Annotated in this window: 19 protein-coding genes; 10 read left to right on the top strand and 9 right to left on the bottom strand. The window is 62.3% G+C overall.

The features are described 5' to 3' along the window. Window positions 1–24: 24 nt before the first annotated feature. A complete protein-coding gene (locus tag JQ600_RS17075; RefSeq protein WP_212387094.1) occupies window positions 25–981 on the top strand; it encodes a tripartite tricarboxylate transporter substrate-binding protein in 957 nt (318 codons plus the stop codon). Window positions 982–988: 7 nt separating this feature from the next. Here JQ600_RS17075 and JQ600_RS17080 read toward each other — a convergent pair whose 3' ends face one another. Further along, on the bottom strand, window positions 989–1522 hold the full coding sequence (locus JQ600_RS17080) for a nitroreductase family protein (RefSeq protein WP_212387091.1): 534 nt from the start codon (window positions 1520–1522) through the stop codon (window positions 989–991). A 176-nt stretch (window positions 1523–1698) separates the two neighbouring features. Between JQ600_RS17080 and JQ600_RS17085 the strand changes: the two genes are divergently transcribed. Further along, window positions 1699–3300 (top strand): ABC transporter substrate-binding protein, encoded by a 1602-nt coding sequence (locus tag JQ600_RS17085; RefSeq protein WP_212387089.1) that lies wholly within the window; start codon window positions 1699–1701, stop codon window positions 3298–3300. A gap of 48 nt (window positions 3301–3348) precedes the next feature. Here the strand turns inward: JQ600_RS17085 and JQ600_RS17090 are convergent, their stop codons facing one another. After that, window positions 3349–4281 (bottom strand): DMT family transporter, encoded by a 933-nt coding sequence (locus JQ600_RS17090; RefSeq protein WP_212264381.1) that lies wholly within the window; start codon window positions 4279–4281, stop codon window positions 3349–3351. After that, window positions 4271–4759 carry a PaaI family thioesterase gene (locus tag JQ600_RS17095; RefSeq protein ID WP_212387087.1) on the bottom strand — a complete coding sequence of 163 codons (489 nt, stop codon included), beginning with the start codon at window positions 4757–4759 and terminating at the stop codon, window positions 4271–4273. Before JQ600_RS17095 ends, JQ600_RS17090 begins: the two co-directional genes overlap by 11 nt. Before the next feature lie 159 nt (window positions 4760–4918). Here JQ600_RS17095 and purL point away from each other — a divergent pair, with 159 nt between their 5' ends. Continuing rightward, on the top strand, window positions 4919–7126 hold the full coding sequence (purL, locus tag JQ600_RS17100; RefSeq protein WP_212387085.1) for a phosphoribosylformylglycinamidine synthase subunit PurL: 2208 nt from the start codon (window positions 4919–4921) through the stop codon (window positions 7124–7126). A 19-nt stretch (window positions 7127–7145) separates the two neighbouring features. Here the strand turns inward: purL and JQ600_RS17105 are convergent, their stop codons facing one another. Together JQ600_RS17105 and JQ600_RS17110 are read right to left on the bottom strand one after the other, a co-directional pair. Continuing rightward, window positions 7146–8327: an acyltransferase gene (locus tag JQ600_RS17105; RefSeq protein ID WP_212387083.1), complete on the bottom strand. Its 1182-nt coding sequence runs from the start codon at window positions 8325–8327 to the stop codon at window positions 7146–7148. A 225-nt stretch (window positions 8328–8552) separates the two neighbouring features. After that, complete coding sequence (locus JQ600_RS17110) at window positions 8553–8912, bottom strand: DUF427 domain-containing protein (protein WP_212264384.1); 360 nt, start codon at window positions 8910–8912, stop codon at window positions 8553–8555. Between the two features lie 184 nt (window positions 8913–9096). Here JQ600_RS17110 and JQ600_RS17115 point away from each other — a divergent pair, with 184 nt between their 5' ends. Together JQ600_RS17115 and JQ600_RS17120 are read left to right on the top strand one after the other, a co-directional pair. After that, window positions 9097–9333, top strand: coding sequence for a BolA family protein (locus tag JQ600_RS17115; RefSeq protein ID WP_057838868.1), 237 nt, complete (start codon window positions 9097–9099; stop codon window positions 9331–9333). A gap of 21 nt (window positions 9334–9354) precedes the next feature. Next, on the top strand, window positions 9355–10533 hold the full coding sequence (locus JQ600_RS17120) for a low temperature requirement protein A (RefSeq protein ID WP_212387081.1): 1179 nt from the start codon (window positions 9355–9357) through the stop codon (window positions 10531–10533). A gap of 48 nt (window positions 10534–10581) precedes the next feature. On the opposite strand, the gene JQ600_RS17125 is transcribed toward JQ600_RS17120, so the two are convergent. Beyond that, window positions 10582–10779, bottom strand: a complete 198-nt coding sequence (locus JQ600_RS17125) for a hypothetical protein (RefSeq protein ID WP_212264386.1) — start codon at window positions 10777–10779, stop codon at window positions 10582–10584. Window positions 10780–11060: 281 nt separating this feature from the next. Here JQ600_RS17125 and JQ600_RS17130 point away from each other — a divergent pair, with 281 nt between their 5' ends. After that, a complete protein-coding gene (locus JQ600_RS17130) occupies window positions 11061–11360 on the top strand; it encodes a hypothetical protein (protein ID WP_212264387.1) in 300 nt (99 codons plus the stop codon). A gap of 7 nt (window positions 11361–11367) precedes the next feature. Here JQ600_RS17130 and egtD read toward each other — a convergent pair whose 3' ends face one another. Both egtD and egtB read right to left on the bottom strand, forming a co-directional pair. Then, a complete protein-coding gene (gene egtD, locus JQ600_RS17135; protein WP_212264388.1) occupies window positions 11368–12339 on the bottom strand; it encodes an L-histidine N(alpha)-methyltransferase in 972 nt (323 codons plus the stop codon). A gap of 102 nt (window positions 12340–12441) precedes the next feature. Further along, complete coding sequence (gene egtB, locus JQ600_RS17140) at window positions 12442–13653, bottom strand: ergothioneine biosynthesis protein EgtB (RefSeq protein WP_409410658.1); 1212 nt, start codon at window positions 13651–13653, stop codon at window positions 12442–12444. A gap of 340 nt (window positions 13654–13993) precedes the next feature. Here egtB and grxD point away from each other — a divergent pair, with 340 nt between their 5' ends. From grxD to JQ600_RS17160, 4 genes are read left to right on the top strand one after another with little or no spacing between them, the layout of a single operon-like run. Beyond that, a complete protein-coding gene (gene grxD / locus JQ600_RS17145; protein WP_212264390.1) occupies window positions 13994–14332 on the top strand; it encodes a Grx4 family monothiol glutaredoxin in 339 nt (112 codons plus the stop codon). Further along, on the top strand, window positions 14329–14880 hold the full coding sequence (locus JQ600_RS17150) for an O-acetyl-ADP-ribose deacetylase (RefSeq protein WP_212387318.1): 552 nt from the start codon (window positions 14329–14331) through the stop codon (window positions 14878–14880). Before grxD ends, JQ600_RS17150 begins: the two co-directional genes overlap by 4 nt. A gap of 48 nt (window positions 14881–14928) precedes the next feature. Beyond that, window positions 14929–16212, top strand: a complete 1284-nt coding sequence (locus JQ600_RS17155) for a serine hydrolase (RefSeq protein WP_212387077.1) — start codon at window positions 14929–14931, stop codon at window positions 16210–16212. Further along, the gene (locus tag JQ600_RS17160; RefSeq protein WP_212387075.1) at window positions 16193–17488 is read left to right on the top strand and encodes a serine hydrolase domain-containing protein; all 1296 of its coding nucleotides are present in this window, start codon (window positions 16193–16195) and stop codon (window positions 17486–17488) included. Before JQ600_RS17155 ends, JQ600_RS17160 begins: the two co-directional genes overlap by 20 nt. A 3-nt stretch (window positions 17489–17491) precedes the next feature. Here the strand turns inward: JQ600_RS17160 and JQ600_RS17165 are convergent, their stop codons facing one another. After that, window positions 17492–18562 carry a low specificity L-threonine aldolase gene (locus JQ600_RS17165; protein ID WP_212387072.1) on the bottom strand — a complete coding sequence of 357 codons (1071 nt, stop codon included), beginning with the start codon at window positions 18560–18562 and terminating at the stop codon, window positions 17492–17494. Window positions 18563–18573 lie beyond the last annotated feature (11 nt).

The following is an 18573-nucleotide window of genomic DNA, read 5'->3' on the forward strand; positions in this document are numbered from 1 at the left end:
GTGAAGAAAACGCGTCACAATAAAATGACGAAGTGGCTGCTGGCGGTCATTGCGTCGCTGTCTTTCGTCACGAGCGCCCACGCGCAGGATTATCCAAAACGTCCCGTCACGATGATCGTGCCGTTCGCGGCCGGCGGCACTTCGGACGTGATCGCGCGCGTGGTTGCCGAAGAGATGGCCAAGCCACTCGGACAGCCGATCGTGATCGAGAATATCGTGGGCGCCGGCGGCTCGATCGCGCTGGCGCGGGCGGCGCGCGCTGAAGCCGATGGTTACACCATCGCGATCGGCAATGCCGGCACCAGCGCCGCGACCTATACGATCTATCCGAAACTGTCGTTCACGCCGGACTCCTTCGTGCCGATTGCGATGGTGGCGAAGACCTTCGGCATCGTCGCGCTGCGCAAGGATTTCCCGGCCAGGAACCTTCAGGAGTTCATCGCCTACGCGAAGAAAAATCCCGGCAAGATCAATCTCGGACATGCCGGCGTCGGCTCATCGAATTTCCTGATCTGCAAGAGCTTTGCGCAGGCCGCCGGCATCGATGTCACGCTGGTCGGCTATCGTGGCGCGGCGCCCGCGCTGACGGATGCGATCGGCGGCCAGATCGACGGCGTCTGCGATGCCGCGGCGTCCGTGTCGCAGGCGATCGACGACAAGCTGGTGAGGGGCGTCGTGGTCGGCTCGACGGTGCGGCTCGCGACCTTGTCGGAACTACCGACGTCGGCGGAAGCGGGGCTTCCCGAATTCGAGGCGCAGGGCTGGAACGGTCTGTTCGCGCCAAAAGGCACGCCGCCGGCGATCATCGCGAAATTGAATGCCGCGGCGAAGAGCGCGGTGGAGAGCGATGCCGTCAAAAAGCGTTTTCACGATCTCTCGACCGTTGCCCCCGATGCCAATGAGCACACTCCGGAAGTGCTGCAGCAACTGGTGACGCGCGACGTTGAGAAATACCGCAAGCTGCTGGAAGAGAAGAAGTAGCGCGCCACTACGACACCCATACGATAGGCGGCTTGTCGTGGACTACCGCTTCCGGAATCGCCACGGGATAACCGAGGCATAACACCGCAACCGGCGCCAGCGTGGCCGGAATTCCCAGCTCCTTCCTTACCTCTGGCGTGCTGAGCCAGAGCATCGGCGAGCCGACCCAGCACGTTCCCAATCCGCGCGCATGCGCTGACAGCATCAGGTTCTGACCGGCGCGGCAACAATCTCCTACCGGTCCGGAAATGATGACGACGACCGGCGCGTCCCAGAAGATCTTGAAGCCGGGCCGTTCGATCCAGTCCCAGCCGGGTTCGTCGGGATGATGGTCTCTCGCATAGTCCATCGCGCGCGCGCCACAGGCCGCGATGCGCTCGACGCCCTGCACGACATTGAACGCCCAGGGGACCTGACCGCGAAAAGGCGGCGGCGCCTGTGCGGCATCCTCAATCACGCTTTCGATCAGCTCGGGCTCGACTGGTTTGGGATCATAGGAGCGCACCGACCGGCGCCCGTGGATCGCTGCAATGACGTCCATCTCGCTCTCCCCGGTCTCGATATTTCCGCGGAGCATACGCGAATTCTGAGGCGCAATCTGCGGGCACGGGCTTCCAGCCATTTCGCTGCGCCCTGCCGGCTGGCCTGAAATTTGCTCCTGCATCCTCTGGCTACCCGCTGAACGCGGACTTTCCGATCGTCGGACGGAGGATTGTCATGCTCATCAAGCTTTCCCGTACCTTTGCGCTTGCGGCCGCTTTGCTGTCGTACCAACCGGCGATGGCCGAAACTGCGCTGCGCATCGCGATGACGGCGTCCGATATCCCGACCGCAACGGGAATGCCAAATAATGGCTTCGAAGGCATGCGCTTTATGGGGTATCCGATCTTTGAAGGGCTGGTGCTGTGGGATTTGACCAGAACCGACCGGTTGGCGACCCTGCGGCCCGGGCTCGCGGAGAAATGGGAGCAGGACCCAGCCGATAACAAGACGTGGATTTTCCATCTGCGCCGCGGCGTGAAATTCCACGACGGCACCGATTTCAATGCGGATGCCGTGATCTGGAACCTTGATCGCTATTTCAACAATAGCAGCCCACAATTTGAGCCGCCAAGCTCGGCAATTTCGCGCGCCCGCGTCCCTATCATGGGAAGCTACAAGAAGGTCGATGACGACACCGTCGCCATCACCACGACCAAGCCAGCGTCGTACTTTCCCTATATGGCGGTGTACCTTCTGTTCACGTCGCCTACGTCGTTCGAGAAGGCCGGCCGGGAGTGGGCCAAGGTCGCGACGTTGCCCGCTGCAGGCACCGGTCCATTCCGCATCACCAAGATCGTGCCACGGCAGGAAGCCAATCTCGCCCGGTGGGATAAATACTGGGACCCCAGCCGGATGGCGAAGGTCGACAACGTCGTGCTGATGCCGATCCCCGAAGCGAATTCGCGGCTGGCTGCGTTGCGCGCCGGCCAGGTCGACTGGATCGAAGTGCCGCCGCCCGATGGTCTCGCCTCACTGAAATCGGCGGGCTTCACCATCACGACCGGCTCATATCCGCATGTCTGGCCCTGGTTCTACAACATCGGCGCGACCAACAGCCCTTTCAAGGACGTCAGGGTTCGCCAGGCTCTAAACTATTGCATCGATCGTGAAGGGCTGGTGTCGCTTCTCAATGGGACCGCGGAGCCGTCGGTAGGCTGGCTCAAGGCCAGCGATCCCGATTTCGGAAGCCCGGTCAACCGCTACAAGTTCGACGCGGCCAAAGGCAAAGCCCTGCTTGCCGAAGCGGGATACTCACCGGCGAAACCGTTATCGTTCAAGGCGCTGATCTCGAATTCCGGTTCGGGCCAAATGTTGCCTTTGCCGATGAACGAATTCCTGCAGCAGAACCTCAAAGAAAATTGCGGGGTGAATGTGGAAGTCGGCGTGATCGAATGGCAGGTTCTGTTGACGGCGGCCCGCGCCACACCCGATCATGCAAGCCTGCAAGGGGCGATGGTGCTCAACATCAGCTCGCCATCGTCAGATGCCGGTGTCATGGCGCGTTACTTTGCGGCGGCCAATTTTTCGCCGAACGGATTCAATTTTGAGCAATGGAAGGACGATGATTTCGAGGATGCGCTCAAGACGATTTCCGAGGCGACTGATCCGAAAGCCATCTCGGCCGCCTATCGCAAGGCGCACGAACGCATCGTCGATAATCCTCCCTGGCTTTTCATCGTCCACGATCTTAACCCGCGTGCGATGAGCCCGAAGGTCAAGGGTTTCGTCTCGCCGCAGTCGTGGTTCGTCGATCTCACCCTGGTCAATTTGCAGTAGAGAAGCGTCCGGATTCATTGCCCGCGCCAACGTGCCGAGCGCAGCCTTCTACCGGCCGCGCAACCGGTCGATCCACTTGCCATAGCGATCGCCGGGAATGGTCATCGCGGCGACGCCGGCCATGACCAGTACCAGTCCAAGCGCCAGATTCGCCGGCACGGATTCGCCGAGCAGCAGCACCGAGAGACCGACGCCGATCGGTATGCGCAGATAACCTTGCGCGTTGGTGGTGAGCGTGCCGAGCCGGCTCAGGCACATATAAAACAGCATCAGCCCGAACGCGCTCGAGAAGATGCCCATCGCGACGGTCGCCGCCAGGGCTTCCGCCGTCGGCTGCAAGGTCCAGGGGTGATCGACGATCAGCGATGCCGGCAGCAGCACGAAGCCGCCGAACAGCAGTGAGCCCGCTGCCACCACCATCGGATCGTAGTCGGTCAGCCGCAGCCCGAAGATGGTGGCGCAGGCAAAGGAGAGGGTGGCGACAAGGATGACGATTTCGGCGAACACGTCCTTGCTGAGACCGCCGAGCGCGTCGAGCCCGATGATCGCAGCCGTTCCGGCGAGGCCGAGGATGGCGCCAACCAGCTTCAACAGCGTCGCCGGCTCGTGCCGCGTGATGCCCCAGGTGATCAGGAAGGCAAAAATAGGCGTCGTCGAGGCCAGCACCACGGCGCTGGATGCCGGCACATATTGTTGCGCCCAGGTGATCATCAAAAACGGGATGGTCGAGTTGATGCTCTGCTGGAAGGCGAACAGCTTCCAGGCCTTGGCATCGATCGGGAGACGCAATCCGCGCGCGTACAGGATGACGAGAAGGAATGCGGCCGCGATCAGCGAACGGGCCGAGATGAAGGTGATCGGCGGGATCGAGCCGAGGCCGATCTTGGTCAGCGGATAGGTCGAACTCCAGCAGCACGCCAGCGCCAGCAGCAAGGCATAATCGCGCCAGCTGTGCTTCCCCGGGGGAATGCTAGGTGGCAACGGCGCCTGCGTCCGTCCGCGGCTTTTTCTTCACCCGCTTGATGGTGCCGGAAAAGGTGAACAGCGACCGCTCGCCCGATTTCAGCACCCCGCGCAGGAATATCAGGGAGCCGCCGGCGCGGGTGATCTCACCCTCGCATTCGACCAGTTCGCCTTCGTGTGCCGCATCGAGGAACTCGCAGCCAAATGCGACCGTCACGCCCGACCCCTGCAGCACCGGCGAGGCCAGGGCGAACAGGCAGTAATCCGCAAAGGTCATGAAGCAGCCGCCATGGACGTTGCGCTGGCCGTTGAGGTGTTTTTTCTCGACGCGGAAGGCGCAGCGGACCCGGCCGTCTTCCTCCACCCGGTGCCAGAACGGCCCGCTATTGGTCTCGAAATTGTCACGGGTCCAGGTGCGCCAGCCGGCGAATTCGCCCTCGGTTTCAACGTACAGGTCGGGACGTTTGACGAAGGGGGTCGTGGAGAGGTCATTCACGAAATGGGGCCTTCCTTTGCAGGTTTAAGCCCTTAAATCCGATCCAGGCGTGATGTGCAAACGCCGATCCCGGCTGGCCTGCCGTAAAGCTCTGGACAGGGCGGAAATGCGTCCTAAAAGGCCTTTTCGCAGCCCCCCGATCTTCCTATTAAGGGACCCATGAACGAGCCCCAGATCACCCCCGAACTCGTCGCCAGCCATGGTCTCAAGCCGGACGAGTATGAGCGCATCCTCAAGCTGATCGGCCGGGTGCCGAGTTTCACCGAACTCGGGATTTTTTCCGCGATGTGGAACGAGCACTGCTCGTACAAATCCTCGCGCATCCATCTGCGCGGACTGCCGACCAAGGCGCCGTGGGTGATCCAGGGCCCGGGCGAGAACGCCGGGGTGATCGACATCGGCGACGGCCAGGCGGTCGTGTTCAAGATGGAGAGCCACAACCACCCGAGCTATATCGAGCCCTATCAGGGCGCGACCACCGGTGTCGGCGGCATTTTGCGTGACGTGTTCACGATGGGCGCGCGTCCGATCGCATGCCTCAATGCGCTCTCCTTTGGCGCGCCGGAGCATCCCAAAACCCGCCATCTGGTGTCGGGCGTGGTCGCCGGCGTCGGCGGTTACGGCAATTCGTTCGGCGTGCCGACGGTTGGCGGGCAGGTGCGTTTCCACACCCGCTATGACGGCAACATTCTGGTCAACGCGATGGCCGTCGGCCTCGCCGACACCGACAAGATCTTCTACGCCGCGGCCTCCGGCGTGAACATGCCGATCGTCTATTTGGGATCCAAGACCGGCCGCGACGGCATTCACGGCGCGTCGATGGCATCGGCCGAATTCGATGATGATTCCGCCGAAAAGCGCCCGACCGTGCAGGTCGGCGATCCCTTCGCGGAAAAGCTCCTGCTGGAAGCCTGCCTCGAGATCATGGAAGCCGATTGCGTGATCGCGATCCAGGACATGGGCGCGGCCGGGCTGACCTGTTCGGCGGTCGAGATGGGCGCCAAGGGCGACCTCGGCGTCGATCTCAATCTCGATGCAGTGCCGACGCGCGAAACCGGCATGAGCGCCTATGAGATGATGCTCTCGGAAAGCCAGGAGCGCATGCTCATGGTGCTGAAGCCCGAGAAGGAACAAGAGGCCGAGGCGATCTTCCGCAAATGGGGGCTCGATTTTGCCGTTGTCGGCTACACCACGCCGAGCAAACGCTTCGTGGTGAAGCATGGCGGTGACGTCATGGCCGATTTGCCGATCAAGGAATTGGGAGACGAGGCGCCGCTGTACGACCGGCCGCATGTCGCATCCGCATTGTTGCCGGTGGTGCGCGCGCAGGACGTCAAGCCGCCGATCGGCATTTCGGCCGCGCTGGAAAAGCTGATAGCGACGCCCGAGCTGTGCTCGCGGCGCTGGGTCTGGGAGCAGTACGACCACGTCATCCTCGGCAATACGGTGCAGCGCCCGGGTGGCGACGCCGCCGTCGTGCGGGTGCAGGACGGACCAAAGGGGCTTGCGCTCACGGTCGACGTAACGCCGCGTTATTGCGAGGCTGATCCGTTCGAAGGCGGCAAGCAGGCGGTGGCCGAGGCCTGGCGCAACATCACTGCGGTCGGCGGACGGCCGCTCGCGATCACCGACAATCTGAATTTCGGCAATCCGGAACGGCCCGAGATCATGGGTCAGTTCGTCGGCTGCCTGAAGGGTATTGCGGAAGCCTGTCGTTCGCTCGACTTCCCCGTCGTGTCCGGCAACGTCTCGCTCTACAACGAGACCAACGGCCGCGGCATTCTGCCGACGCCCTCGATCGGTGGCGTTGGGCTGCTCGACGATTTCACCAAGTCCGCGACGCTCGCCTTCAAGGCGGCAGGCGAGGCGATCCTCTTGATCGGTGACACGCAGGGCTGGCTCGGACAGTCCGTCTATCTGCGCGATGTCTGTGGTCGCGAAGAGGGCGCGCCGCCGCCGGTGGACCTCGCCGCCGAAAAGCGCAATGGCGACGTGGTGCGCGGCATGATCCACGCCGGCACCGCAACCGCGGTGCATGATGTTTCCGACGGCGGACTCCTGATCGCGCTCGCGGAGATGGCGATTGCGAGCGGCATCGGCGCGCAATTGCTGGCGGCACCGGCCTCGATCGTGCCGCACGGCTACTGGTTCGGCGAAGACCAGGCACGCTACATCGTGACGGTGCCGGCGGCCGATGCCGGACTGGTGCTGGCGAAGATGAAGGGCGCCGGGGTGCCTTGCGCGCGGGTCGGCACCACCGGTGGTGATGCAATTGCGGTGGCCGGTGAAGCACCGGTCGCGGTGACGTCGCTCAATACGGCGTTCGAAAGCTGGCTCCCGGCCTATATGAGCGGCAAGGCGTCCTGATCTTACGGGCTACTGGCCCTCACAGCACCCGCTTCGCACCCGGAATCTGCCGTAGCGCGCGCGTCAGCGCCCAGCTGAACGCGACCGTCAATACGAAGCCGATGGGGGCTTTCACGGTCGCAGGCATATTGAAATCGAACAGCCAATACTGCAGCCACAGCGCGATCGGATAGTGCACCAGGAACATGCCGTAGGCGTCGCCCTGCATCGGATCGAGGACGCTCTTGCCGGAGTGGGCGAACCGCAGGAAATAGGCCAGGATCAGGAACAGGATGGCCACGCTGAAGACGGTGAAGCAGACAGCATAGGCCCCTTCATACCAGTCGGGTAGGTCTGCTGGATTCCCCAGGTTTTCGCGCTTGATGGAGATCAGCACCCACATGAGGTAATACGGAACGATCGCTAGGATCATCCAATCCCAGCTGACCTTCGCCATCCGGCCGTCAGCCGCGAGCAGCCCGCGATCCATCATCGCAACGCCGATGCCGGCGCCGAAAAAGAAGTAGGTTGCGTAGAGCATCACGCGCCCGTGCTGGACGGAAAACGGTCCGAACTCGAACCAGCTGCCTGCTCCGTAGTAAATCCGCCCGGGAATGTAGAACGCAGCGGTGACGGCAAGCATGACCGCGAAGAACACCGCGGGCCGGCGGCGACCGTGCAGCGAGAGGCGATTGATCGGATCGAGAAGGTTGGGTGACAGCCGATACAGCAGGCAAGCAACCAGGTCGAAGCCGAGCAAGACCCAAAGGAACCAGATCGGTCCGCTCGGCCAGGGTCCGACGGTGACGGTTTTCCACCAGAATGAAGCGAAGCTGACCTCGGGATGCTGACGCAGGGAAATGGCGTAATAGGCGATCGGAATGACGGTCAGCGCGCAGATCGCGAATGGCAGGGCAAGCCGAAACAGGCGATCCTGCAAATAATTCAGCGGTCCCTTTCGCGCAATGCCGGACCATGCGAACAAGCCAGACAGGAAAAAGAACATCGCCATGAAGAAACTGTCGGTGGCGAGCACGATCATGTCGAAGCCGAAGAATGACTTCGGGTCGGTGTGACCGTAGTAAGTATACGGGATGACGGCGTGGTGCAGCAGCACCACCAGCGTCAGGAAGGTGCGGGCGCGATCAAGCGAAAGGTTTCGCGTTTTGGTTTTTGGCACCGCGTGAGCGTCGGCGTGCCCCGCGGCGGTAATCGATGTCATGCGTGCCTCCCCAGCCAGGCTATTTGTCCGGAATGTTGCAGCCGGGAACCCGATCAGCAAGGCCAATCATCAAACCCCGCAGCGAGGCATCGTCGTTCACTCGATGAGAATGTCGCGAGCTCGCGGCTGAAAAGGATCTGGAATTTCGTTAAGCGGCAAAAGCGCCAAGTGCGGCTTCGCGCCAGATGATCCAGCCGTCCGCGCCTTGGCCGGCGGATCAGGCCCTCAGACGACTTCCTCGATCTTGACCTTGTCCGGATAGAACGCCAGATGGCCGGCGATCTCTGCCATCGCCGGGAACGGCGTCTCATAGGTCCAGATCGAGTTCTCCAGTGTCTTGCCGTCGGCGTTGATGCTGAAATAATTCGCGTCCCCCTTATAGGGACAATGCGTGGTCCGCTCGGTGCGGGCCAACAGCGCCATATTGACGTCGCTGCGCGGCACATATTGCACCGCCGGATAGCGCGCCTCCTTGAGAGTGAGGGCCTGGGTGGTGTCGGCGATGACCACGCCGCCGGCCGAAACCCGGACGCGCTTGGGATTGGCCGCAATCGTGATCGGATGGTCGGGACCGGGAAGTTTCATGCTTCTTTGCCTCTTTTTGGGTCAGCCGGATGTGACCGGACGCCTCAACCTGAATGGTTTAAAAGGTTTGAACCCGGGATATAGTGCCGGGCAGGATGACCTAGAAGGGCGTACGCGCTAGGTTTGGCCGTCACGGTCGCGAGAGCTGGCCGTGATTCGCAACATCTGACGGAGACATGCTGGAATGCCGATGGACGCCCACGATATCGAATCGATGATCAAGGCAGCCATACCCGATGCCGAGGTGACGATCCGCGATCTGGCCGGTGACGGCGACCACTACGCCGCGACTGTGATTTCTGAGTCCTTCCGCGGCAAGTCGAGGGTCCAGCAACACCAGATCGTCTACCAGTCGCTCAAGGGGCAGATGGGCGGCGTGCTGCACGCGCTGGCGCTGCAAACCGGGGTGCCCGAAGGCTGACCGAACCTCGGAGGCGCGCCGATGGCGGCGGATGCACACGGCGCGCTGTTTCGACCGATCGTGCCGCACCAGCACAGCCGGGTGACCTACGCCGAGCTGTTCTTCGATCTCGTCTTCGTCTTTGCGGTCACACAGATCTCGCACAGCCTGCTCGGCCATTTCACGCCATTGGGCGCGCTGCAGGTCACGATGCTGTTCCTCGCGGTCTGGTGGGTGTGGGTCTACACCTCCTGGATCACCAACTGGCTCAATCCCGAAAAGACCCCGGTCCGGCTGCTGCTGTTTGCGCTGACGCTCGGCGGGCTCGTGCTCTCGACCTCGATCCCGAAGGCGTTTGACGACCGCGGGCTGTGGTTCGCGTTGGCCTATGCCGCGATGCAGGTCGGCAAGACCGTGTTCCTGTGGGTCGCGACGCCACCGTCGCGTCCCCTGGCGCGGATGAATGCGATCCGCATCACGTCGTGGCTGGCGTTGTCGGCGGTGTTCTGGATCGCGGGTGGCTTTGCGAAGGGCGAAACCCGGCTGGTGCTGTGGGGGATCGCGCTCGTCATCGAATATCTGTCGCCGGCGGTGCGGTTCTGGATACCCCGGTACGGCGCGTCTTCGGTCGCCGATTGGGTGATCGAGGGCGGCCACATGGCCGAACGCTGCGCGGGGTTCATCATCATCGCGCTCGGCGAATCCATCATCGTGACGGGTGTTACTTTTGCCGAGCTGACCTGGACGATCGAAAACGTCGCGGCCTTCGTGTCAGCCTTTGTCGGCACCCTGGCGATGTGGTGGATCTACTTCAACAAGGGCGCCGAAGCGGGATCCGAGGAGATTTCAAAATCGAGCGAACCGGGGCGGCTGGCGCGGCTCGCCTATACTTACCTGCACATGCCGATCGTGGCCGGGATTATCGTCACGGCAGTGGCCGACGAACTCGTGCTGAAGCACCCGGGCGGTCATTCCGATCTCAGGACGGTCCTGAGCGCGACCGGCGGACCGCTGCTGTTCCTGATCGGGACGATCCTGTTCAAGCACAGTTTTCGCGGCTTTCTGCAGCTCTCGCACGGTGTCGGTATTATCGTGCTGTGCGGGCTGGCCTGGTTCGCGCACGACCTGTCGCCGCTATGGCTCTCGTTGCTCACGACCGCGATCATGGTGGTGGTCGCGGTGTGGGAATCAATCTCGCTCAGGTCCGACACGCCGGAGTAACGGCGTGTGCCGGTCGCGTGACCGGCACGCCATCGCGAACTGCAAGCACTACTTCTGGGCGACGAGGTTCTTCAGGACGAGGTCGGACAACTGGACCACAAGGGCACGAAGCCTGACATTTTCCTCGATCAGCGACGCCAGCGCGGCGCTCACGTCGGAATCGGGTCCCTCGTCTTCATCGTCGAGCGCCGATGAAGGTCCGAAGCGGTGCTTCTGGTTCCCGGACGTCGGATACGCATTCCCCATAACTAGATCCCCTGGCACGAACTCACCCCAGCCAAGTCGTATGCGCAGGATTGGCTGAGTCGGCGTCAAAATTTGGACATTTCGAAGGGGAAACGACAGCGCTGCTGCAGCGAATTGCTGGCGTAGATTGCCGAAATTGCAAATTTGTTAAGCATTTGCTTTCATACGGATTACGAAGGTGCAGGTAGCGCGGCGGCGCGGACACCTTTTTTGCAAGTTAAATCTGACCAGCGCGGTCAACTCAGTTCCCACGGCATGCCCGTGGCCGAGAACGCGCGCCGATGAAACAAAGCGAAGCACGTGCCCTGATACTCCAGCAGTGGGATGACTGGATACTGACGCACGCGATCGATCCTGGCGGACCCACCGGCAAGGACTCGCTGCGATTCTTCTACGAGCTGCAGGACGACGGGTCACCGCTGTTGGATTTCCAATCTCGCGGGCAGGACAAATGGCGCATCATTCACGGCTGGCTGTTGGGCGCCGGGCGATTGTCCGATCATTGGATGATGCCTTCGCCACGGATCATACCCACGCGCAAGCCGCGGTCGGCTCGCGGCAAGTCCGGGGCGAAAACGTGAAGCGGCCTCAGCTTGAAGCCGCCAGCGCGTGAACCGAGAACATCCCGCCCTTGTCGGTCCAGGATTCCCGCACCTTCCAGCCCGCCCCGCGCGCCAGTGCGGTGAAACGCTCGAAGCTGTATTTGTAGCTATTCTCGGTATGGATGCTCTCGCCGGGACGGAACGAGAAACTGTGCCCGAGCACGCGCACGTTCTGCGCCTTGCGGCTGATCAGGTGCATTTCGATGCGATGGCGGTCGCGATTGTAGATCGAGCGGTGGGTGAAGGCGGAGAGGTCGAAATTGCCTCCGAGCTCGCGGTTGATGCGCACCAGCACATTGAGATTGAAGCGCGCGGTGACTCCCGCCGAATCATTGTAAGCGTCGTAAAGCACGCGCTCATCTTTTTCGAGATCGACGCCGATGATCATCTGCGCGCCATCGCCGAGGATTTCGCGGGCGGTGCGCAGGAAGGCGCTGGCTTCATGCGGCTCGAAATTGCCGAGCGTCGATCCCGGAAAGAAGCCGAGCTTCGGCATATTGGCGATTTCGGCCGGCAGCGCAAACGGTGCAGTGAAATCGGCGGCCACCGGATAGACGTTGAGACCGGGGAAGTCCGTGCGCAGGGCATCGGCCTGCGCCTTGAGAAAGTCGCCGGATATATCAACCGGGACGTAGGCGCCGAAGTCGCTGCGTTCCAGCAGCAGGCGCGCCTTCGTGGTGGCGCCGGCGCCGAATTCCACCAGCGCCGCCCCCTTCGCGATGATCGCGGCAATCGCATCGCCGCGGTCGCGCAGAATGCCCAGTTCGGTACGGGTCGGATAATATTCCGGCAGCACCGTGATCTGTTCGAACAGCTCCGAACCCGTGACGTCGTAGAAATATTTCGGCGACAGCCGTTTCGGATGCTGTGCGAGGTTGCCGATCACGTCTTCCGCAAATGCGGAAGTCTGTTCGTCGAACTCGTGCGTTTGGGCCAAAGCGGGGGCGTGCACATTCATGATACTCTCCTGAACGCGCTTCCCGGCGCGCTTGATCATCGGTTGGGCATGATCTGGTTTCGAAAGGCGTTACGCGCCATTCCGGATCATGCTTGAGAAAAGTCAGGCGTAGTCTGCAAGGCGCAATCCCGTGAATTGCCAGCGGTGGTGCGGATAAAAGAAGTTGCGATAGGTGATACGGCTGTGTGCGGCCGGAGTTGCAAGCGAGGAGCCGCGCAGCACCAGCTGGTTGACCATGAACTTGCCGTTATATTCGCCGAGCGCGCCTTCGATGGCGCGATACCCGGGGTAGGGCGAGTAGGAACTGCGGGTCCACTGCCAGACGATGCCGAACGCATCGTTCAACAGGCCGGCACGTGCCGCGACTTCCCATTCCATCTCGGTCGGCAGATGCTTTCCGCTCCAGCGCGCGAACGCATCCGCCTCGTAATAACTGACATGGCTGACCGGAGCGGACGGATCGATCGGCTGCAATCCGCCGAGCGTCATGATCCGCCATTCGCCGTCGACCTGGCGCCAATGGCCGGGCGCCTGCCATTGCTCGTTGTTCACGGCGGCAAAACCGTCCATCAGCCACAGCGTCGCCGTTGCGTAGCCGCCGTCCTTCATGAAGGCGAGCCACTCGGCGTTGGTGACGAGGCTGCGGGCGAGTTTCACGGGGCCGACCAGCGCGCGGTGGGCGGGCTTCTCATTGTCGAAATGAAAACTGTCGTCGCTATGCCCGACGGTATGGATGCCTTCGTTCAGGGCGATCCATTCGTCACCGCCCCGTGTCGGGGCAGGGAAGCGCCACGCCGCGTCATAGGCCGGCGGGATCGGGTTCTGGGCGAAGGCGTGCAGGATGTCGGTCAGCATCAATTCCTGATGCTGCTGCTCGTGGTTGAGACCGACTTCGACCAGCGGTACCAGTCCGGTAAGGACGTCCTCGCGCGCGGTCTGGAAGAATTTGACGACGGCGGCATCGACATGGCGCCGATAGGCGGTGACTTCATCGGCGCTCGGGCGCGTGAGGTGACCGCGCTGGTGGCGGGCATGGCGGGGGCCGGCACTGACATAATAGGAGTTGAACAGGAAGGCGTAGTCGGGGTGAAAAACCCGATAGCCCTCGCAATGCTCGCCGAGCAGGAATTGCTCGAAAAACCAGGTGGTATGAGCGCGGTGCCACTTTGCCGGGCTGGCGTCCGGCATCGACTGGATCAGCTGATCCTCGGGGGACAGGGGTGCGGCCCGGCGCTCGGTCTCGTCCCGGACAGCGAGATAGGCGTCGACCAGTCGCTGGGCGAGGGTGCCGGAATCGGAAAAGAGTGACGGGATGGGGGTGGCAAACGCGGCCGCGGCTACTGATTTCGTCACTGGTGGCTCCGGTTCGGGAGAGAACGTTTCTCTGGCAGACAGGTTCCTGACGGACAGTCCGTCCTAGATAGGGGTTCCCATCCGGGAAAAAAGCCTCCCGGCGCCATGATATTGATGCCATCAGACTATGAGTCGCCCGGCCTTTTGGGCCCCGCGTCAAGGCCGCGCATGCCAGCTCCTCGCCATTTTACTTTGGATGCACAACGGTTTGGGCTACATATATAGGCAGGATCGGGTTAAATCGGACGAGCCGGCCCGCAAGGCTTAGCCGCAGGGGGCCGTGCCCCAAAAGGAAGCGAATATGAGCATCGAGCAATTCATCGACAACGAAGTGAAGTCGAACGACGTCGTGCTGTTCATGAAGGGAACACCGCAGTTTCCCCAGTGCGGTTTTTCGGGGCAGGTGGTCCAGATCCTCGATCACGTGGGCGTCGGCTACAAGGGCCTGAATGTTCTGGAGTCCGCCGATCTGCGCGACGGCATCAAAACCTACTCCAACTGGCCGACCATTCCGCAACTCTACGTCAAGGGCGAGTTCGTTGGCGGCTGCGACATCGTCCGCGAGATGTTCCAGGCCGGTGAACTGCAGCAGCTGCTGGCCGACAAAGGCGTTACCGTCAACACGGCGGCTTCAGCCTGAGTTCAACCGCGCGCCAGATCGGCAAGGCGCGGCTGGAAGTCATCATTGCCGACATCACCAGCTTGCGCGTTGACGCCATCGTCAACGCCGCGAATTCGTCCCTGCTCGGCGGGGGCGGCGTCGATGGGGCGATCCATCGGGCGGCTGGACCTGAGCTGTTGGCCGAGTGTCGCACCCTGAATGGTTGCGCGACTGGCGATGCCAAAATCACCCGCGGCTACCGGCTGAAAGCCCAACATGTGATCCACACAGTTGGACCGGTTTGGAACGGCGGTAACCTTGGCGAAGACGATTTGCTCGCCTCGTGTTATCGCCGCTCGATCGAACTTTGCCGGAAGCACGGTCTTGCCTCCGTGGCTTTTCCGGCGATTTCAACCGGCATCTATCGCTTCCCCGCCGAACGCGCGGCCGGGATCGCGGTCGCAACCGTGGTCGATGCGCTGGCCACGGCACCTGAAATGACCAGCGTGATTTTTTGCTGCTTCTCCGAGGATAGCGCTCGCCTGCATGAATCGGCGCTGGCTGCCTTCGGGAGCCCTTGTGCCTGATGACACGCGACCGCTACACTCCCCGGGCGAATTCCGGGGAGGGGTCCAATGAATTCACGTCAAGTGCTGTGCGCGTTCGTTGGTGGCGCGCTGATGCTGGGGGCGCCGCCGCTCGCCCGCGCTCAAGGCACCTTCGACATGCCTGCGGGAGCACGTTTCAGTGAAGCAAAACTCGCCAAGATCAGCGAGTTCTTCGCGAACGAGGTCGCAACCGGCAAGATCGCCGGCGCGAATGTGCTGATCCAGCAGCGCGGCAAGCCGGTCTATCATCAGACCTTCGGCGTGCAGGACGTGGTCTCCAAGACGCCGATATCAGACAAGACCATCTTCCGCCTGTCGTCGCTGACCAAAGCGATCACATCAGTCGTGGCGATGCAGCTGATCCAGGACGGCAAGATCAAGCTCGACGATCCCGTCTCGAAATACATTCCGTCCTTCGCAAACATGAAGGTCGGGGTGGAGAAAAAGGCCGAGGACGGCAACAGGACGCTCGAACTGGTGCCGATGACCCGGCCCATTACCATTCTCGACCTGTTGCGTCACACCTCCGGCATCACCTATGGCTTCTATGGCGACAGTCTGGTGCGCAAGGCTTACAAGGAAGCCAACATCTATGCGGGCGAATTCGACCTTGCCGAGTTCGCCGAACGGATCGCCAAGCTGCCGCTGCACAACCAGCCGGGCGCGCTCTGGCAATACGGCCATTCCACCGACATCCTGGGACGGATCATGGAGATCGTGTCCGGAAAATCATTGCTCGAGATCGAGAAGGAAAAGCTGCTCGATCCGCTCGGCATGACCGACACCGGCTTCTTCGTCACCGAACCGGAGAGGTTGCAACGGCTCGCCCAGCCGGTGCCGAACGACAGTGATTTCCGTGTCGGCCGCCAGTACCGGACCGAGGTTCGCCAGAAATGGGAATCCGCCAGCGGCGGCATGGTCTCGACCATGTCGGACTTTTCGCGCTTTGCGCAAATGCTGCTCAACGGCGGGACGTTCGAGGGCAAGACCTATCTCAGCCCGAAGACGTTCGAATTGATGGCATCGGACCATACCGGCAAGAGCTCCGGCGTCGAGCGGGACTATTTCTATTTTCCCGGTGACGGCTTCGGCATGGGGCTTGGGTTTGCCGTGCGCACCGATCCCGGCAACGCCAAGCCTCCGCCGCCGGGATCGCTGGGCGAATTGAAATGGGACGGCGCCTCGGGTTGCTACATGGTGATCGACCGCAAGCAGGAAATGCTTTTCGTATTGCTGGAACAGACTCCCACCGAACGGCAGCGCGTTCAGCGCACCCTCAAGCAGTTGGTTTATGAAGCGATGGAGAATTGACGGCGTGAGGCTCCGCGGTCTTTTCGTCGCGGCGCTGGCCGCATTCGTCGTCCTGGTCTCGTCGCATGTCGTGCGTGCCAGCGAGCCTGCGCCGGGCGCGGGAAGCTTTTCGCGCGAAGGCCTGACGCGCGTCGGCGACTATATCCGCAACGAAATCGCGACCGGCAAAATCCCCGGTGCGATCCTGCTGATCCAGCAGCACGGCAAGCCGGTCTATTTCGAGAACTTCGGCGTCCGCGACGTCGCGACCAAATTGCCGATGACCGCGGATACCGTCTTCCGCCTCTATTCGATGTCGAAGCCGATCACCTCGGTGGCGGCGATGATGCTGGTCGAGGACGGAAAATTAAAGCTCGACGATCCCGTCTCGAAATACATCCCGGCCTTTGCGACGACAAAAGTCGGTGTCGAGAAGCGCGCCGACGATGGTACGCTGACGCTGGTCGAGGAGCCGCTCGAACGGCCCATTACGATCACCGATTTGCTGCGCCATACCTCCGGCCTGCCTTACGGTTACATGGGAGGAGGTCTCGTACGCGCCCGCTACGCCGAGGCTGGTCTCATCCGCCGCAACCTGACCAATGCCGAGTTTGCCGAGCAAGTCGCAAAACTGCCTTTGGTCGAGCAGCCAGGCACGCGATGGGACTACGGCTATTCCACCGACGTACTGGGTCGCGTGATCGAGGTGGCGTCGGGAAAATCCCTGCTTGAATTCGAAAGGGAACGCTTGCTCGGCCCACTCGGGATGAACGAGACGGCGTTCGTCGTCGCCGATCCGGCGATGCGGCCACGCATTGCCGAGCCGATGCCGACCGATCGCGCGATTAGCCCGGTCACCAACGTTCGGGATCCGATGGAGCCGAGGAGGATGCAGTCCGGCGGCGGCGGCATGGTGGGTACCATCGGCGACTACGCACGCTTCGCGCAGATGCTGCTGAATGGCGGCACTTTCGAAGGCCGTCGTTACCTCAGGCCCGAGACGATCGCGCTCATGACGTCCGACCACATCGGCGCGGAAACGAAAATCGCGCGCGACTACGCTTACTACCCCGGCGAAACGAGCGGCTTCGGGCTTGGCTTTGCAGTACGCACGTCGGTGCCGCCGAACACGTCATGGCCGCTGGGCGAGTACCGTTGGGACGGCGTCGCGGGCACGTTCTTCTTCATCGATCCCAAGGACGATATGTTCGCGATCTGCATGGTGCAGACGCCATCGCAGCGCGGACGTATTCAGCTTGCATTGAAGACGCTGATCTATCAAGCGTTGGGGAGATGAGCGTTAGGCCCCGCGCACAATCTCGCGCACGAATCCGACCGTCTCCTCGATCATCGCGGCCGTCACATCGAGATGGGTGCAGGCACGGATCCTGCCGTCCATCATCGCCAGCAGCACGCCGCGCTTGCGCAGAGCCTCGATCATCTTGTCACCCGGGATGCCGGCACCGTCAGGCTTGAAGAACACCAGGTTGGTTTCCGGCTGCTGCACCTCGACGCCATTGATCTGCGACAGCCCGCGCGCCAGCGCCCGCGCGTTGGCGTGATCGTCGGCGAGGCGGTCGACGTGATGGTCGAGCGCGTAGACGCAGGCCGCTGCGCAAATGCCGGCCTGCCGCATCGAGCCGCCCAGCCGCTGCTTCCAGCGCCAGACATTGTCGATGAAATCGCGCGAGCCAGCGATGGCGCCGCCGACGGGCGCGCCGAGGCCTTTGGAGAAATCGATCCAGGCCGAATCCCAGCCCGCAGCCATGTCGCGCGCGGAAATGCCTGACGCGACGCAGGCGTTCAAGAGCCGCGCACCGTCCATATGGGTGACGAGCCCGTTGGCCTTGGCGATTTCGACGACCTCATCCAGCGCGGCCTTCTTCCAAATCGTGCCGCCGCCGATATTGGCGGTCTGTTCGACGCTGACGACGGTTTGCGGCGGCTGGTAGCGCGAGCGTGGGTGAAGCGCGGCCAGAAACGTCTCCGGCGAGAATTGCCCGTCGTCGCCCGGCAGTGGCGTGATCTGGAAGCCGCCGAGCGCGGCATGCGCACCACCTTCGCGGGCGATGATGTGCGCGCTGACATGCGCCAGGATCTCGTCGCCCGGCCGGCACCAGGACAAGGTCGCCGCGACGTTGCACATGGTGCCCGACGGCATGAACACGGCCGCCTCCTTGCCGAGCAGGTCGGCGACGCGTTCGCAGAGCAGATTGACGGTCGGATCGTCGCCGATCTGTTCGTCACCAACCTCGGCCCGCGCCATTGCCTCGCGCATCGCCGGCGTGGGGCGGGTCTGGGTATCCGACAGCAGGTTGATACGGACCGGCGCTGCCTTGGGATCGCGCGGAGGAGGGGTGTAATAGGTCATTGGCTGGCTCT

The organism is Bradyrhizobium sp. AUGA SZCCT0176 (genome assembly GCF_018130145.1).
Lineage (GTDB): Bacteria > Pseudomonadota > Alphaproteobacteria > Rhizobiales > Xanthobacteraceae > Bradyrhizobium.